12 protein-coding genes are annotated in these 14,641 nt (G+C 40.9%); 9 read left to right on the forward strand and 3 right to left on the reverse strand.

Annotated elements, in window-relative coordinates:
• The first annotated feature begins 413 nt into the window (after positions 1-413).
• Entirely contained in the window at positions 414-944 is a 531-nt protein-coding gene (locus HB912_RS06135) for a YceI family protein (protein ID WP_185373001.1), read from the forward strand.
• Between the two features lie 82 nt (positions 945-1,026).
• Here HB912_RS06135 and HB912_RS06140 read toward each other — a convergent pair whose 3' ends face one another.
• Complete coding sequence (locus tag HB912_RS06140) at positions 1,027-1,230, reverse strand: CsbD family protein (protein WP_185373003.1); 204 nt, start codon at positions 1,228-1,230, stop codon at positions 1,027-1,029.
• A 152-nt stretch (positions 1,231-1,382) separates the two neighbouring features.
• Here HB912_RS06140 and rarD point away from each other — a divergent pair, with 152 nt between their 5' ends.
• Both rarD and ybaK read left to right on the forward strand, forming a co-directional pair.
• Positions 1,383-2,309, forward strand: coding sequence for an EamA family transporter RarD (gene rarD, locus HB912_RS06145; protein ID WP_185373005.1), 927 nt, complete (start codon positions 1,383-1,385; stop codon positions 2,307-2,309).
• Positions 2,310-2,626: 317 nt separating this feature from the next.
• The gene (ybaK, locus tag HB912_RS06150) at positions 2,627-3,103 is read left to right on the forward strand and encodes a Cys-tRNA(Pro) deacylase (RefSeq protein WP_185373007.1); all 477 of its coding nucleotides are present in this window, start codon (positions 2,627-2,629) and stop codon (positions 3,101-3,103) included.
• Positions 3,104-3,140: 37 nt separating this feature from the next.
• Here ybaK and HB912_RS06155 read toward each other — a convergent pair whose 3' ends face one another.
• Positions 3,141-3,923, reverse strand: coding sequence for a GNAT family N-acetyltransferase (locus HB912_RS06155; RefSeq protein ID WP_185373009.1), 783 nt, complete (start codon positions 3,921-3,923; stop codon positions 3,141-3,143).
• Between the two features lie 127 nt (positions 3,924-4,050).
• Here HB912_RS06155 and HB912_RS06160 point away from each other — a divergent pair, with 127 nt between their 5' ends.
• The 6 genes from HB912_RS06160 to HB912_RS06185 are packed head-to-tail and all read left to right on the forward strand — an operon-like array spanning position 4,051 to position 10,131.
• Positions 4,051-4,755, forward strand: a complete 705-nt coding sequence (locus tag HB912_RS06160) for a GntR family transcriptional regulator (RefSeq protein ID WP_185373010.1) — start codon at positions 4,051-4,053, stop codon at positions 4,753-4,755.
• 59 nt (positions 4,756-4,814) lie between these two features.
• Positions 4,815-5,930 carry an amidohydrolase/deacetylase family metallohydrolase gene (locus tag HB912_RS06165; RefSeq protein WP_185373012.1) on the forward strand — a complete coding sequence of 372 codons (1,116 nt, stop codon included), beginning with the start codon at positions 4,815-4,817 and terminating at the stop codon, positions 5,928-5,930.
• Positions 5,911-7,014: a DgaE family pyridoxal phosphate-dependent ammonia lyase gene (locus HB912_RS06170; RefSeq protein WP_185373014.1), complete on the forward strand. Its 1,104-nt coding sequence runs from the start codon at positions 5,911-5,913 to the stop codon at positions 7,012-7,014. The genes HB912_RS06165 and HB912_RS06170 overlap by 20 nt, the downstream gene beginning before the upstream one ends.
• Before the next feature lie 2 nt (positions 7,015-7,016).
• The gene (dagF, locus tag HB912_RS06175; RefSeq protein WP_185373016.1) at positions 7,017-7,757 is read left to right on the forward strand and encodes a 2-dehydro-3-deoxy-phosphogluconate aldolase; all 741 of its coding nucleotides are present in this window, start codon (positions 7,017-7,019) and stop codon (positions 7,755-7,757) included.
• A gap of 15 nt (positions 7,758-7,772) precedes the next feature.
• Positions 7,773-8,780, forward strand: coding sequence for a sugar kinase (locus HB912_RS06180; RefSeq protein WP_036070883.1), 1,008 nt, complete (start codon positions 7,773-7,775; stop codon positions 8,778-8,780).
• A gap of 16 nt (positions 8,781-8,796) precedes the next feature.
• Complete coding sequence (locus tag HB912_RS06185) at positions 8,797-10,131, forward strand: GntT/GntP/DsdX family permease (RefSeq protein WP_185373018.1); 1,335 nt, start codon at positions 8,797-8,799, stop codon at positions 10,129-10,131.
• Positions 10,132-10,178: 47 nt separating this feature from the next.
• Here the strand turns inward: HB912_RS06185 and HB912_RS06190 are convergent, their stop codons facing one another.
• A complete protein-coding gene (locus HB912_RS06190; protein ID WP_185373020.1) occupies positions 10,179-14,588 on the reverse strand; it encodes a 2-hydroxyacyl-CoA dehydratase in 4,410 nt (1,469 codons plus the stop codon).
• Positions 14,589-14,641 lie beyond the last annotated feature (53 nt).

Consider the following 14,641-nt stretch of genomic DNA (forward strand, 5'->3'; position numbering starts at 1 on the left):
AACAGCTCTTCCACGCCATTCAGCCTGAAAAATCAAATTTTGATTCTCTATTATCAGAATATTCTTTTCTAAAATAGCTAAGTAATGAAAACCAGTCCCCGTTTGCTACCCATTTGTTTGCGCAAAAAAGACAGCCTGCCCCTCTCCATATTGCTCCTTTCTTTTATTGTTTGTAAATCATATCATACTTTTAGGGTAAATAGCTAGAAATTCAATGATAAAAACTAAATTTTCTAAAATTATCTTCAGTCAGCATCACTTTTAAAAAAAATTTATAAATTATATTTTATTAGTTGCTTATGTTTTGTAAGTGTGTTATAGTTTATTTATAAACAATGATGAACCCATTCAATTCGGGTGATCATCAGCTAAAAAATACATGAAAAGTAAAATGAAATTGGAGGAATGAAAAAATGGCAGTAGAAAAATGGAACATTGATCCCGCACATAGCTCAGTTGAATTTCAAGTAAAACACATGATGGTTTCTAAAGTGAAAGGTGCATTTAATACTTTTGAAGCAGATGTTGAAATGGATCCTGAAAACTTACAAGATGCAAAAATTAAATTTACAGTAGATGCAGCAAGTGTCGATACGCGCCAAGCACAACGTGATGGTCACCTTAAAAGCGAAGACTTTTTCAACACTGAAAAATACCCTAGCATTACTTTTGTCTCGACAGATATTACGCCAGATGGCGATGATGAATACGAAATCACAGGTGATCTTACAATTCGTGAAGTGACAAAACCCATCACTTTCCATGTAACCTATGAAGGAACAGGAAAAGATCCAAACACTGGAAATATGGTAGCTGGTTTTGAAGGACGCGGCAAATTTAACCGGAAAGATTTCGGTTTGAACTACAACGCTGCACTAGAAACTGGTGGCGTGCTCATCGGGGATGAAGTGAAAATCAACGTCCAAATCGAAGCTTCCAAATAAAGAAGCGGCTAACGAAAACAAAAAGCGAATGACTTCCAAATTTTGCGGAGTCATTCGCTTTTTTCTTGCTTAAATGATGGATTTATTTGTCTTTCTTGAATTTATCTTCTGCCTGCTCTTTTAAATCCTCAGCTTTTCCTTTTAGGTCAGCACTTGCTTCTTTGGCCTTCCCTTTGGCTTTATCCAAGAATCCTTCAGCTTTTTTCTTGTCGTCTCCCGTCACTTTCCCAGCTTTTTCCTTCACTTCGCCTTTCGCTTGATCCAGTTTGCCTTTATCTTCAGCCATTTTACATCATCCTCCTCTATTTTAGTATCATTTTTTACTTTCCACACTTTACTTAATGTCAAACATTCTTTTTCAAACAAGCGGCTAGCTTTCGGTTATGAAATGCGTTAGAATAGTTTAGTTACTATTCATTAACAGAAAAGAGGGAAATCATGAGAAAGAACGAACAAACAATGGGAATTTTAGCTGGAGCCTTCGCCTATGTTTTATGGGGGATTTTACCCATTTATTGGAAACTTGGAAAAGAAGTACCTGCCATTGAAATTTTAGCTTACCGGATCATTTGGTCTTTTGTCTTCATGATTTTTCTTATCGTGGCGATCAGAAAATCAAAGGAAGTCTTGACCGAAATGAAGGCGATTTTCAAACAGCCAAAGACAACACTACTTATCACATTAGCTGCCATTTTAGTTACGGCTAACTGGTTCATTTTTATCTTCACAGTGAATAGCGGGCATGTGACAGAAGCTAGTCTTGGCTACTATATTAACCCACTTGTTAATGTTTTAATTGCCACCGTTTTCTTAAAAGAGCGACTGAACGTAGCTGAAATTATTGCCGTTATCTTCGCCTTTATAGGCGTTTTAATTTTGACTTATCACGAAGGTGGAGTTCCTTGGGCAGCTCTCGCGATGGCCGTTACCTTTAGTTTATATGGCTTGATTAAAAAATTTGTTCCCGTTTCTACTTGGACGGGCCTTACGCTCGAAACGCTGATTATTACACCGTTTGCGCTTATTTATTTATTATTTTTCGCCAAACACTTCTTCATGAGTTTCCCATTCCAAACAGATCTCGTGATGATTGGTGCAGGAATTGTAACCGCGATTCCACTGCTTCTCTTTGCTACAGCAGCGAAGCGAATCAGTTATACGATGGTAGGTTTCTTGCAATATATTGGACCGACGTTAATGCTTATTTTAGGCGTTTTACTATTCAAGGAAAGCTTTGATTCCATGCAATTTACGGCGTTCGCCTTCATTTGGGCTGGAATCATCGTCTTCACAGTTTCGCACATTTATATTAGTGCTAAACTTAAACAACTTCAAAAATCAGCAGAAGCTGAACAAGCGAAATAATTTTGCTAGAAACGAAAGTTTAAGCTACTCTTATTTTATCGCATCAAAAAAGAGGAACTCACTGGAGTTCCTCTTTTTTAACTCCGCTTGCCCCACCTGTTACAATAATATTTTTTCCTTCTAATTTCATAGCTGCCTTCTCCAAATGCATCAATCTCCAAAAAAACTTTCTTTCTAAAAATAGCCCTCCTTTTTGGCATCGCAACCCCTTTTGTAAAAAAAGTATAGTTACAATCAAAAGTATAAAAACCGTCACAAAAAATATAATTTATGACAGTTCAGCAAAATGCGCTATAATGGGAAATGAGGTGATAAATGTGGCACATAAAACCAACGCCTGCCGGATGCTTGATCAAAAGAAGATTCCCTACGAACTTCACGAATATCATTTTGATGAACAGCACTTAGATGCCGCTCATGTTGCAAAGGAAACGGGGAAAAACCCAGCTCAAATCTTCAAAACACTTGTTGCAATCGGTGATAAAACGGGGCATTTAGTTGCCCTACTTTCCGCTGAAGATACGCTTGACTTAAAAAAGCTTGCTAAACAAAGTGGAAATAAAAAAGTGGAGATGATTCATGTGAAAGATCTTGAAAAAATCACAGGCTACATTCGTGGTGGTTGTTCTCCCATTGGAATGAAGAAACTATTTCCAACTTTCATTGATGAAAAAGCCCACAATTTCTCAACGATTTACATTTCGGCTGGGAAACGCGGGCTACAAATTGAACTTGATCCAAATGAATTGCTTCCGCTATGCCAAGCAAAGTCGGCTAACCTAAGAACCGAATAAAGGACTTGCGCTAAAAAGCGCAAGTCCTTTAGCGTTACTAAACATTCCGAACCATCTGCCACTGAGAAATCCATTTCAAAAAGCCTGCCTCAAGAAAAGCATCGGCAAGGGGCTTATCAAGTGCACAGTTATTGAGAAACAGCTTCTTTTCAGCACCAAAGGCAAAGCCTAACCCGGCTAAAGCATCTTGTAGTATCGTCCCCTCTCGAAGTTCAAACTTGCTCACTTCAATGCCTCGATCTGATAATGCATAACGAAGGTGAAAACTGCCCTTTCCTTCTTCCAAAATGAACCGACTTACCGTTTCTTCTTTTTTAAATCGCGGCTGATTTTGCCATGGCGTCAAAAGGTCATTTTCGGCTTCCGTTTCTGGCTGCTCTATAACGATCTCTGATGCCTTACCAAGTGGCCCATCCAAAAAATAAAGTTCATTTATGATATCGAATTGATGTTTTTGATAAAAATGAATCGCTCGTCCATTTGCAGTAATAACTTCCAGTTTAAATTGTGTTCCGGCTGCTTTTTGTAGCATGTCATTCATTAATAGATCTGCCACTTTTTTTCCGCGAAATTCAGGCGCAACTCCTATACCCCCGCACCACGAATAATTTCCTTCGCGTGCAAACAAACTAAAGCCAACCGGTTGCCCTTCGAAAAGCGCAAGGCAAGATAAATTAGGGTCTAATAAAAACTCATCCATTCTTGCAAAAAAAGCTTCTTCTGTTAGCATCATTTCTACGACATAATCAGCAAAACTCACATTCCACGCCTGCATCACCTGTTCTCGGCTTACTTCTGTGAATTTTTTCAGTTCAATCATCTAGCACCCCTCCTTTTTCCTTTTTTAGCATAGCATAAATGCCTGGTTGAAGCATGATTCAGTATTGTAACCGCCCTCTTTTTAGTTTATCATAAGGAAAGAATAATCTAGTTTAAGGAGAAAAATGATGAAAAGAAATGTTGTTTTGTATCAAGAAATCGCAACAAAGATCAAGAAAAAAATTCTGGATGGTAGTTATCCGCTCGGCGAAAATATTCCGAGTGAACCAGAACTCGAGAAGCTTTTTGGTGTGAGCAAAATGACAATCAGGCAAGCAGTGGCCCTTCTCGCTGCTGAAGGCTACGTGGACAAGCAGCGTGGCAGAGGAACACAAGTGATCAGTAATCAGCTATTTAATAAGCTTTCAAAAGCAAAATCTTTTTCAAAAATCATCGAAGAATCTGGTTTTTCGATTAAAAAGGAAATTCTTTCGATTGAAACTATAACACCTGAAAACCACCCCGTTTTAGCGACTTATTTTGATGAGCCTATCACACATATCAAGCGACTTTATTATCTTGATAACAAACCATATATCTATTATCAACATTACATTCAAGAGGTCACGCAAATTCATGAGGCTAACTTAAACCTAGATCATATCTCGCTTTACCAGCTACTAAAAGAAAACGGCTATACGGTTGCCTCGTTTGAAGACACTTTTGAAACGGCTACTTTTTCAACATATGAAAAAAAGCAACTGCAAACTGAGCAAGAAAACGGCTTGAAGCGCATGCGTAAATCATCTGACAATAGTGGTCATTTAATCGAACTTTCAATTGGTCTTTATAACACTCAAATTTTCCCTTATAAAATTGAATATGAAGTTTAAAAAAGTGATTGCGTTTTCAAACATTATAATGTTATAATGTTTCTGAAGGAGGTGACAACATGATCGATCTTCTAATAAAAAATGGAAAAACTAGCCAAGAAGAACCGCTTTCTGTTGCCATAACAAACGGGAAAATTTCAGCTGTGGCACCACAAATTAACGACGAAGCTGAGAGAATAATTGATCTAGCCGGAAAACATTATATTTCTGCTGGATGGATTGATGATCATGTTCACTGTGACACGGAAATGCCAATTTATTATGACCAGCCGGACGAAATTGGTATCACAAAAGGGGTCACAACGATTATAGATGCCGGTTCTACTGGTGCTGATACCATTGCATCTTTTTATAAGCACATTAAACAAGCCAAAACCAATGTCTATGCGCTTATTAACATCTCTAAAACGGGAATCATTGCACAAGACGAACTTTCTAATTTGAAAAACATTCAAAAAGAAGCTGTCAAACAAAAAATAGCTGAACTACCAGATTTTATTGTGGGACTTAAAGCGAGAATGAGTAAAACAGTTGTCGGTGAAAATAATTACGAACCGCTCCTTTTAGCCAAAGAATTGCAAGATGAACTAAATGATTTACCCCTTATGGTTCACATTGGTTCAAACCCACCAGATTTAAAAGAAATTTTAACACGTCTAGATGCCCGAGATGTCCTTACCCACTGCTTTAACGGGAAGCCGAACGGAATTTTGGATCAAACAAGCAGTAAAATTAAAGCGGTTGCAAAAGAAGCTTATGACCGTGGAGTTCGCTTTGACATCGGACATGGCACAGATAGTTTTAACTTCCGCACAGCACGTCTAGCTAAAGCAGAAGGACTTACCCCATACTCACTTAGCACAGATATTTATCACAAAAACCGCGAAAAAGGGCCTGTCTATGATTTAGCCACAACAATGGAAAAACTACTTTCAATCGGCTATTCCCTCACTGAAATTATCCCAATGGTGACCACACATCCAGCTGATAATTTCAAACTTCACCACAAAGGAAGCTTAAAAGAAGGTTTTGATGCCGACCTTACAATTTTTGATTTGAAAGACGGGCATAAAGAACTAACGGATTCAAATGGCAATAAAATGATTACTCACACCGTGATCGAGCCGATTTATACAATTGTAGGAGGAAAAGTTTATGACAACGGATCTTTATAAAAAATATGATTTAAAACAAGTCGTCAATGCTTCTGGAAAAATGACTATCCTCGGCGTATCAAAAACACCAGATGAAATTGTAGCTCTCCAAAAATTCGGCGGCCAACATTTTTTTGAAATGGCAGATCTTGTTGAAAAAACGGGACACTACATTGCTGATTTGCTACATACAGAAGATGCCGTCATCGTCTCAAGCGCCTCTGCTGGCATTGCTCAATCCGTTGCCGGTTTAATCGGACAAGGAAGTGACTACCACCTGTATCACCCGTTCACAGACAAAATTAAAAAACGAGAAATCGTGATTCCAAAAGGTCATAATGTTGATTACGGAACTGCCGTTGAAGTGATGATCGAGCTTGGTGGCGGAAAACTTCGCGAAGCCGGATATGCGAACATGTGCTCAAAAGAACACGTAGAAATGATGCTTACGGATGAAACAGCCGCACTTCTTTATATCAAAAGTCACCACGCAGTCCAAAAAAGCATGTTGACCGTTGCCGATATGGTCGAAGTCAGCAAAAAACATGGAATTCCTCTCATTGTGGACGCTGCTGCGGAAGAAGATTTATTCACCTATGCAAAACAAGGAGCAGATCTTGTTATTTATAGTGGCGCAAAAGCAATTGACGGACCAACATCTGGACTTGTTGTCGGCAAGAAAGATGCCATTAGCTGGGTACGAATGCAATCGAAAGGTATTGGCCGAGCTATGAAAATTGGAAAAGAAAACATTATTGGGCTTACAGGCGCGATTGAGCGCTACTTAAATACTCCAGGTGAAACAGGCGAGAACATGCAGGAAAGACTTCACCCATTTATTGAAGCCTTAAACCAAATTGATGGTCTGGAAGCAAAAATCGTCCAAGATGCTGCCGGACGTGACATCTACCGAGCTTCCGTCAAAGTAAGCAAACCATCAGCAAAAGAAGTCATCGCCAGCTTAAAAACTAAAAGTCCAGCAATTTATACACGTGAATACCAAGCTAATAACGGCATCATTGAATTTGATATTCGTGCCGTAAATGCTGATGAAATGAAATTAATTGAAAATCGCCTAAAAGAAATTATGGAAAGTGGGAAATAATCATGCAAAAAACACCAAAATACTTGAACGATCGCATTTGTTTAAATGTGCTAGCTAATTCTGTTGAAAACGCCAAAGAATGCTACCAAGCTGCAGAAGGTCACGTCGTGCTTGGCGTTCTTTCAATCAATTATTCATCAGATGAAGCGGCAATTATAGACATGAAAAAATATATCGAAGCAACAGATAACGCACTATCTGTAGGGCTTGGCGCCGGAAATCCTAAACAAAGTGAAATGGTAACACGCATCTCAGCAGAGCTTCAGCCCCAACATATCAACCAAGTTTTCACAGGAGTTGGTGCTAGCCGTGCACTTTTAGGACAAAAGGAAACCATCATTAACGGACTCGTTTCTCCAACAGGAAAAGTTGGTTATGTAAATATCGCAACAGGTCCTCTTAGTAGCGAAGCTCCAGCAGGAGAAGTTCCAATCGAAACTGCCATTGCCCTTTTAAAAGATATGGGAGGAAGCTCTATCAAGTACTTCCCGATGAAAGGTCTAGCACACGAAGAAGAATATCGCGCTGTTGCCAAAGCTTGTGCCGAAAATGACTTCTATCTAGAACCAACTGGCGGAATCACGCTTGATAACTTCGAAGAAATTGTTAAAATCGCGCTTGATGCAGGCGTTAAAAAAGTCATTCCTCACGTATACAGCTCAATTATTGATAAAGCAAGTGGTGACACAAAACCAGAAGATGTTAAAACTCTCTACCACATCATGAAAAAATTGACTGACTAAAGGAGCGATGACAAGATGAAAGTTTTATCTTATGGAGAAGTGAATTTACGATTCACTCCTCCAGATTATCAACTATTAGCACAAACCAATCAGCTTACTTACCAAGTTACAGGAACTGGCGTAAATCTACTAACAAATCTAAGTAACTTTGGGATGGAAACAACTTTACTGACAACACTTCCAGATAACAGCGTTGGTAAAATGGCCGCCGCCAACATTCGCAAATATGGTATCAAAGATCATCATATCCAATTTAATGGCAATCACATGGGTAGTTATTTCGTTGAATTAGGTTATGGCGTTCGCCCAACAGTTGTCACTTATCAGAATCGCTTAGCAAGCGCTTTTTGCCAAGCGGACCCTGCAAGTTATCCGATTGAAGAAGCCGTTAAGGAAAATGACATCATCCACATTTGCGGTATTTCATTATTATTAAATGAACGCACTCGTGAAACCGCTTTAAAATTAGCAGCATGTGCAAATGAATTTGGGAAACCCCTTTACTTTGACTTCAATTACCGACCAAGTTTAAATACAGAACATAGCAAAGCATTTATTAAAGAACAGTATGAAAAAATCTTATCGCTTGCGCATACCGTTTTCGGCGGAATTCGCGACCTTACAGAACTACTTGACATTGAAGTAAATGAAGAACTACCGTACTTAGAGCAACTACAAATGGGCATTTCCATTTTCAAACAGAAATACAATGTCACAAATTATGTAGGAACTAATCGAGGTTTCGAAAACCATGAACATTCATTAGCCGGCTTTATGGACGGAGAAAGTTTTAAAGTTAGCAGCACTATGCCAGTCGATTTACTTGACCGCATTGGAGCAGGCGACGCTTATGCAGCGGGAATCATTTTTGGTCTTACTAATAACTGGCCAGAAGAGAGGATTTTGGAATTTGCAGTTAGTAATGCTGTCCTTGCTCATACCATCACGGGAGATGTGCCACACACTACTCTGGAAGAAGTAGAGGCACTTATGGAAGGCAGACAACAAAGTCTAATTCGTTAAAAAAGGAGAGAAAAATATGCACGACATCTATTTGTTTTCAATCACCATCGTTGCTATTGCCATTGTCATTTTAGGTGTTTCCTGGTGGAAATGGCATGCCTATCTTAGCTTATCCGTTGCTACCCTCTTTTTAGCCATATTTGCTGGTATGCCATTTGGCAAGATCACCACCGCCTTCGAAACGGGCGTCGGCGGCGTTCTTGGCCATCTAGTAGGCATCTTAGCGCTTGGAACCATCCTTGGAAAAATGATGTCCACCTCTGGGGCGGGCATGCAAATTGCTAATTTCTTTGTAGAACGCTTTGGAGCCAAGCGCTTGCCTTGGGCAATGTTCTTCTCCGGACTTATTATCGGCATTCCAGTTTTCTTTGAAGTTGGTCTTGTCATCTTGCTACCGATCGTACTTTCCATCCAAAAAACAGTCAAGAAAAACATTCTTTTGCTTGGCCTGCCAGTTCTTGCTGGACTTTCGATTGCACATGGAATTATTCCGCCACACCCAGGCGCCATGACAGCAATTGGTATTTATAACGCCAACGTCAGTGAAGTTTTGCTTTATTCGCTTTGCTTCGCCCTACCAGCAGGTATCGTTGCAGGTCCTTTATTCGCAAAATTCATCAGCAAACGTATTACACCCAAAAACGAACCCGACCTCATGCGTCCTGATGTAATTAAAGACAACGAGAAATTGCCATCTGCTGGCGTCTCTTTCTTCATTGTCTTTTTACCAATTATCTTGATGCTACTAACTATGATTGCTGCCCTATTTAAGCTACCAAGCGGCCTAACAAGCATTATCGACTTCATCGGTAGCCCACTTATCGCTTTACTGATTTCTGTATTTGTAGCTTACATCTTGCTTGGTTTCCGCCTCGGTTTAAATGCAGAAATCATCCGCGACTTAACGGACGACAGCATGAAGCCCCTTGCTTCCATCATTTTGATCATCGGAGCAGGCGGCGCCTTCAAGCAAATCTTGATTGATACAGGCGTTGCAACAGCCATCGCGAATTTATCAGGACAAATGAACCTTTCCCCGATTGTAATGAGTTTCCTTGTAGCAGGACTCATTCGAGTGGCAACAGGTTCCGCAACCGTTGCGTTAACAACAGCTGCCGGAATCGTCGCACCAATTGTTGAGCAAATGACAGGCGTCAATACTGCTTTACTTGTCATCGCAACTGGAGCAGGTTCCCTCATGCTTTCCCACGTAAACGATGCCGGCTTTTGGCTCGTTAAAGAATACATGGGGCTCACAGTCAAAGAAACTTTCAAAACTTGGACCGTGTTAGAAACCTTGCTATCTTTCAGCGTGTTTTTCATGGTGCTTATTGTCGATATTTTCGTTTAACCAAAAACTCCCTTCGCGTTCTATATTTCGAACACGAAGGGAGTCTTTTATTTCCCGCAATGGCAATCATCTCCGCCGCGGCAACACGTTTCGGCTTGGGCTTCCTTAGCTACAAAAGTCGCTGCCCGCACCGCTTCTGGCACACTGTCTTTGACACGACGTGCTTTATCCCGAATCAGTTCTTTTGCCCCTAAACTCACTTTTTCTTCTGGCAAGAACCCTGAATTTGACTTGTCCACTTCAAGTTGCTTCTTCGCAATCGAAAGCATCAGTTTCATTCGATTGAGCTGATTAACTGCACTTGAACCCGCATCATAATCAATCGACATAATATTCGCGTGTGGATAGCGTTTCTTAAGCCCCTTAATCATGCCACGCCCTGTAATATGATTGGGTAGACAAGCAAACGGCTGCAAGCAGGCAATATTCGGCACATCACTATCCAAAAGTTCAAACATCTCACCTGTTAAGAACCAGCCTTCCCCCATTTTATTTCCAAGCGAAAGTAATTGACTTGCCTTTTCCGCGATCACTTCAATGCTTTCCGGCGCATCAAATCGCGCACTCGCACGAAGCGCATCCACAACCGGTTTGCGATACTGATTGATAAACGGAATCGCGACACTTTGCTTAGCAAAAGATTTCACTTTGGAACGTCCAAATGTGTTAGCAGCAAAATGAGCATCGTAGCAACAATAAAGCAAGAAGTCCGTCAAATCTGGTACAACGGCTTCCCCGCCTTCCGCCTCAATCACATCCACAATATGATTATTAGCACCTGGATGGAATTTGACGAGAATTTCTCCAACCACCCCAACACGCGGTTTTTTCTCATCTCGAATTGGCAGTTCATCAAAAGCCTTAACCATTTCCTTTGCGAATTGCTTATAGCCTCGGAACGAATACTTTTTCATCAGCTCGCGTCCCTTTTCCAAGTAACGCGCATATAACTTGTTAGCACTTCCCTGCTCCATTTCATACGGACGAACACGGTACAGCATTCGGTCCAGTGCATCGCCAAGTGCAAGCCCCGCCATAAATCGCATCACAACAGCAGGTGTCAGTTTAAAGCCCGGCTGCTTCTCAAGCCCACTTGCATTCAGGGAAATAACAGGAATTTGTTCCATCCCTGCTTCTCGGAGCGCTTTTTTAAGCATGGCGATATAATTGGTCGCCCTGCAACCTCCGCCAGTTTGCGTCATCAAAACAGCTATTCGCTCTAAATCATAATCTCCATGTTTCAGAGCATCCATCATCTGACCGATAGTCAAAATAGCCGGATAACAAGCATCATTATTGACATAGCGCAAGCCTTCATCAACCCCGCGCGGCGTAACTGCCGGTAAAACCTCCAAGTTATATCCAGTTGCTCGCCCAGCAGCTTCAAGCATCGCAAAATGAGTAGGTGCAAGCTGTGGTGCAAGTATCGTATAGCCTTCTTTCCGCATTTCCTTAGTAAATAGAGGTCTTTCCTTTGGTGGAGCCATTTCAGCAGGTTTAATATGATGACGATCTCGTTCTTCAATCGCCGCTTTCAAAGAGCGCACCCGAATCCGAGCCGCACCAAGATTGTTAATTTCATCAATTTTTAATAGCGTATAAACCTTGTTATGACCTTCAATAATTTCCTGACACATATCCGTTGTGATTGCATCTAGCCCACAGCCAAAGGAAGTCAATTGCACAAATTCTAAGTTTTCCTGTTTCGCCGCAAAACTTGCAGCTCGGTATAGCCGCGCATGATATTTCCACTGGTTTTCGACACGAAGCTTATGATCGATTGCTCCAAGATGCGAAATCGAATCCTCCGTTAACACCGCCATGCCGTTCATCGTGATAAGCTCAGGAATACCATGATTGACTTCTGGGTCAACGTGATAAGGATGCCCAGCGAGCACAATCCCTTTCACATTATTTTTAGCCATATAATGAAGAGCTGCTTCGCCTTCGTTTTGAATATCACGGCGACATTTTTCCGCTTCCGCAAGCCCTTTTTGGACAGCTTGTTCCATTTCTTCTGCAGGAATTTCAGGGAAAGTTTGCTTCATCGTCTCGATAAATGCTTTTTCATTATCAAGCGCAATAAAGGGACTGTACATTGGGATTCCCTTTTCTTCAATCGCATCCACATTGACACGAATCACTTCTGGATATCCTGCAACAACCGGACAGTTGAAATTATTAGTGGCTTCGCCAAATTCAGGTTTTTCGTAAACCACCGACGGATAAAAAATCGCATCCACTTTTTTGCGCACAAGATCCATCACGTGCCCGTGTGTCAATTTGGCTGGGTAGCAAACGGCTTCTGATGCAATCGTTTCGATTCCTTTTTCATATAAATTCTTCGAGGATTTCGAGGAAAGCATCACACGATAACCAAGCGCATCAAAAATGGTAAACCAAAGCGGATAGTTCTCATAGATGTTGAGCGCCCGCGGAATCCCAATCGTGCCTCGAGTAGCTTCACTTTTTTTGCACGCTTTATAGTCAAAGGTCCGTTTTAACTTGTAGGCGTATAAATTTGGCAAAAGATTCTTCACCGTTTCCACCCGTTCGCCTCGTTCGCAACGATTACCACTCACAAACGTCCGGTCATCCCCGAAGCGCGTAACCGTCAACTGGCACGTGTTGCTACAAAGGTTACAACGCGACTGTGAAGTTTCTGCACTAAAATCTCGCAATTTTTCAAGAACTAACATCTCTGTGACAGTTCCAGTTTCATAGTGTTCCTTGGCAATTAGTGCAGCTCCATAAGCCCCCATCATTCCTGCAATATCTGGTCGTACAACTTCTCTTCCAGTTAAAAGTTCAAACGCACGTAAGACCGCTTCATTATAAAAAGTCCCGCCTTGCACGATGACTTTTTCGCCAATATCTTTAGGACTACGCAATTTAATCACTTTTTGAAGCGCGTTTTTAACCACGGAATAAGCAAGTCCAGCTGAAAGGTCTTCAAGACTCACTCCTTCTTTTTGAACTTGTTTCACTTTTGAATTCATGAAAACCGTACAACGAGAACCTAAGTCAACTGGAGCCGTTGCAGAAAGTGCGCGCTTGGCAAACTCTTCAATCGGCACATGGAGCGTCTTCGCAAAAGTTTCTAGAAAAGAGCCACAACCTGCCGAGCAAGCTTCATTTAACATCAAACTATCGAGTGCTCCATTTTTAATTTTCATACATTTCATATCTTGCCCGCCGATATCTAAAATGAAATCAACGTCCGGAAGAAACTCGCGAGCAGCTCGGTAATGCGCCACGGTTTCGATTTCACCAACATCTATTTTAAGTGCCGCTTTAATCAATGATTCCCCGTATCCTGTGATTCCTGATTGCACAATCCGAACTTGCTCAGGCAAAACTTCATATAATTTGCTCGTCTCATCAATAACAGATTGAAGCGGACTACCGTTATTACTTCCATAATAGGAATACAAAATCTCATTTTTTTGCCCCATTAAAATGAGCTTGGTTGTCGTTGACCCCGCATCAATCCCTAAATAGGCATCCCCTTCATAATCTGCTAAATCTGCTCTCGGGGCTTTCATTTGATTATGTTTTGCCCGAAAATCAGCTAATTCTTGTTCAGAGCGAAATAGCGGAGGTAACGTCACGGTATCTTTTTTAACAGAAGATAGATCCATATTGGATAATTTTTCGACAAGATTAGCAAGCGTGATTGTTTTTTCTTTCATACTGGAAAAAGCAGTTCCAAGAGCGATAAAATATTCCGCATGGAGGGGCGCGATAATCTCGTCTTCTTTCATTTTAAGTGTCTCAGTAAAACGAAAACGCAATTGATCTAAAAAGGTTAATGGACCTCCAAGAAAAGCCACTTTCCCCCGAATAGGCCTCCCACACGCCAGTCCGCTAATCGTTTGCGTGACAACACTTTGAAGAATTGATGCAGCAATATCTTCTTTTCTTGCTCCTTCATTTAGAAGTGGTTGCACATCCGTTTTCGCGAACACGCCACAACGCGAAGCAATTGGGTAAATCGTTTGAGCAGACTTCGCTAATTCATTAAGCCCTGTCGGATCTGTTTGTAAAAGAGTAGCAATTTGATCAATAAAAGCTCCCGTTCCTCCTGCACAAGCGTTATTCATTCGTTGCTCAATACCACCACTAAAATAAATAATTTTAGCATCTTCTCCACCAAGTTCAATGACAACATCCGTTTCAGGAATCACTTGTTCAACAGCTTCTGTACAAGCAATAACTTCCTGAACAAAAGGCACATCCAAGAATTTTGAAATCGCAAGTCCAGAAGATCCAGTAATTTGAAACGTCATTTGCTCGACATCTACTTTTTTTCGTAAATCTTCCATAATTTCAAGTGTCACTTTTTTTATATCTGAATAGTGACGCCTATAAGTTTGAAACAAAATCTCCCCTTTTTCATTTAAAGCGACGGCTTTTGCTGTTGTCGATCCTACATCTAGCCCCACGTGAATCGTCATCTTTTTCATCCTTTCTATTCCGCTTTTACTTGCATGTGCAATTTTGAACTTAT

The sequence above is a fragment of the Listeria aquatica genome (assembly GCF_014223975.1).
In the GTDB taxonomy this organism is placed as follows: Bacteria; Bacillota; Bacilli; order Lactobacillales; family Listeriaceae; genus Listeria; species Listeria aquatica.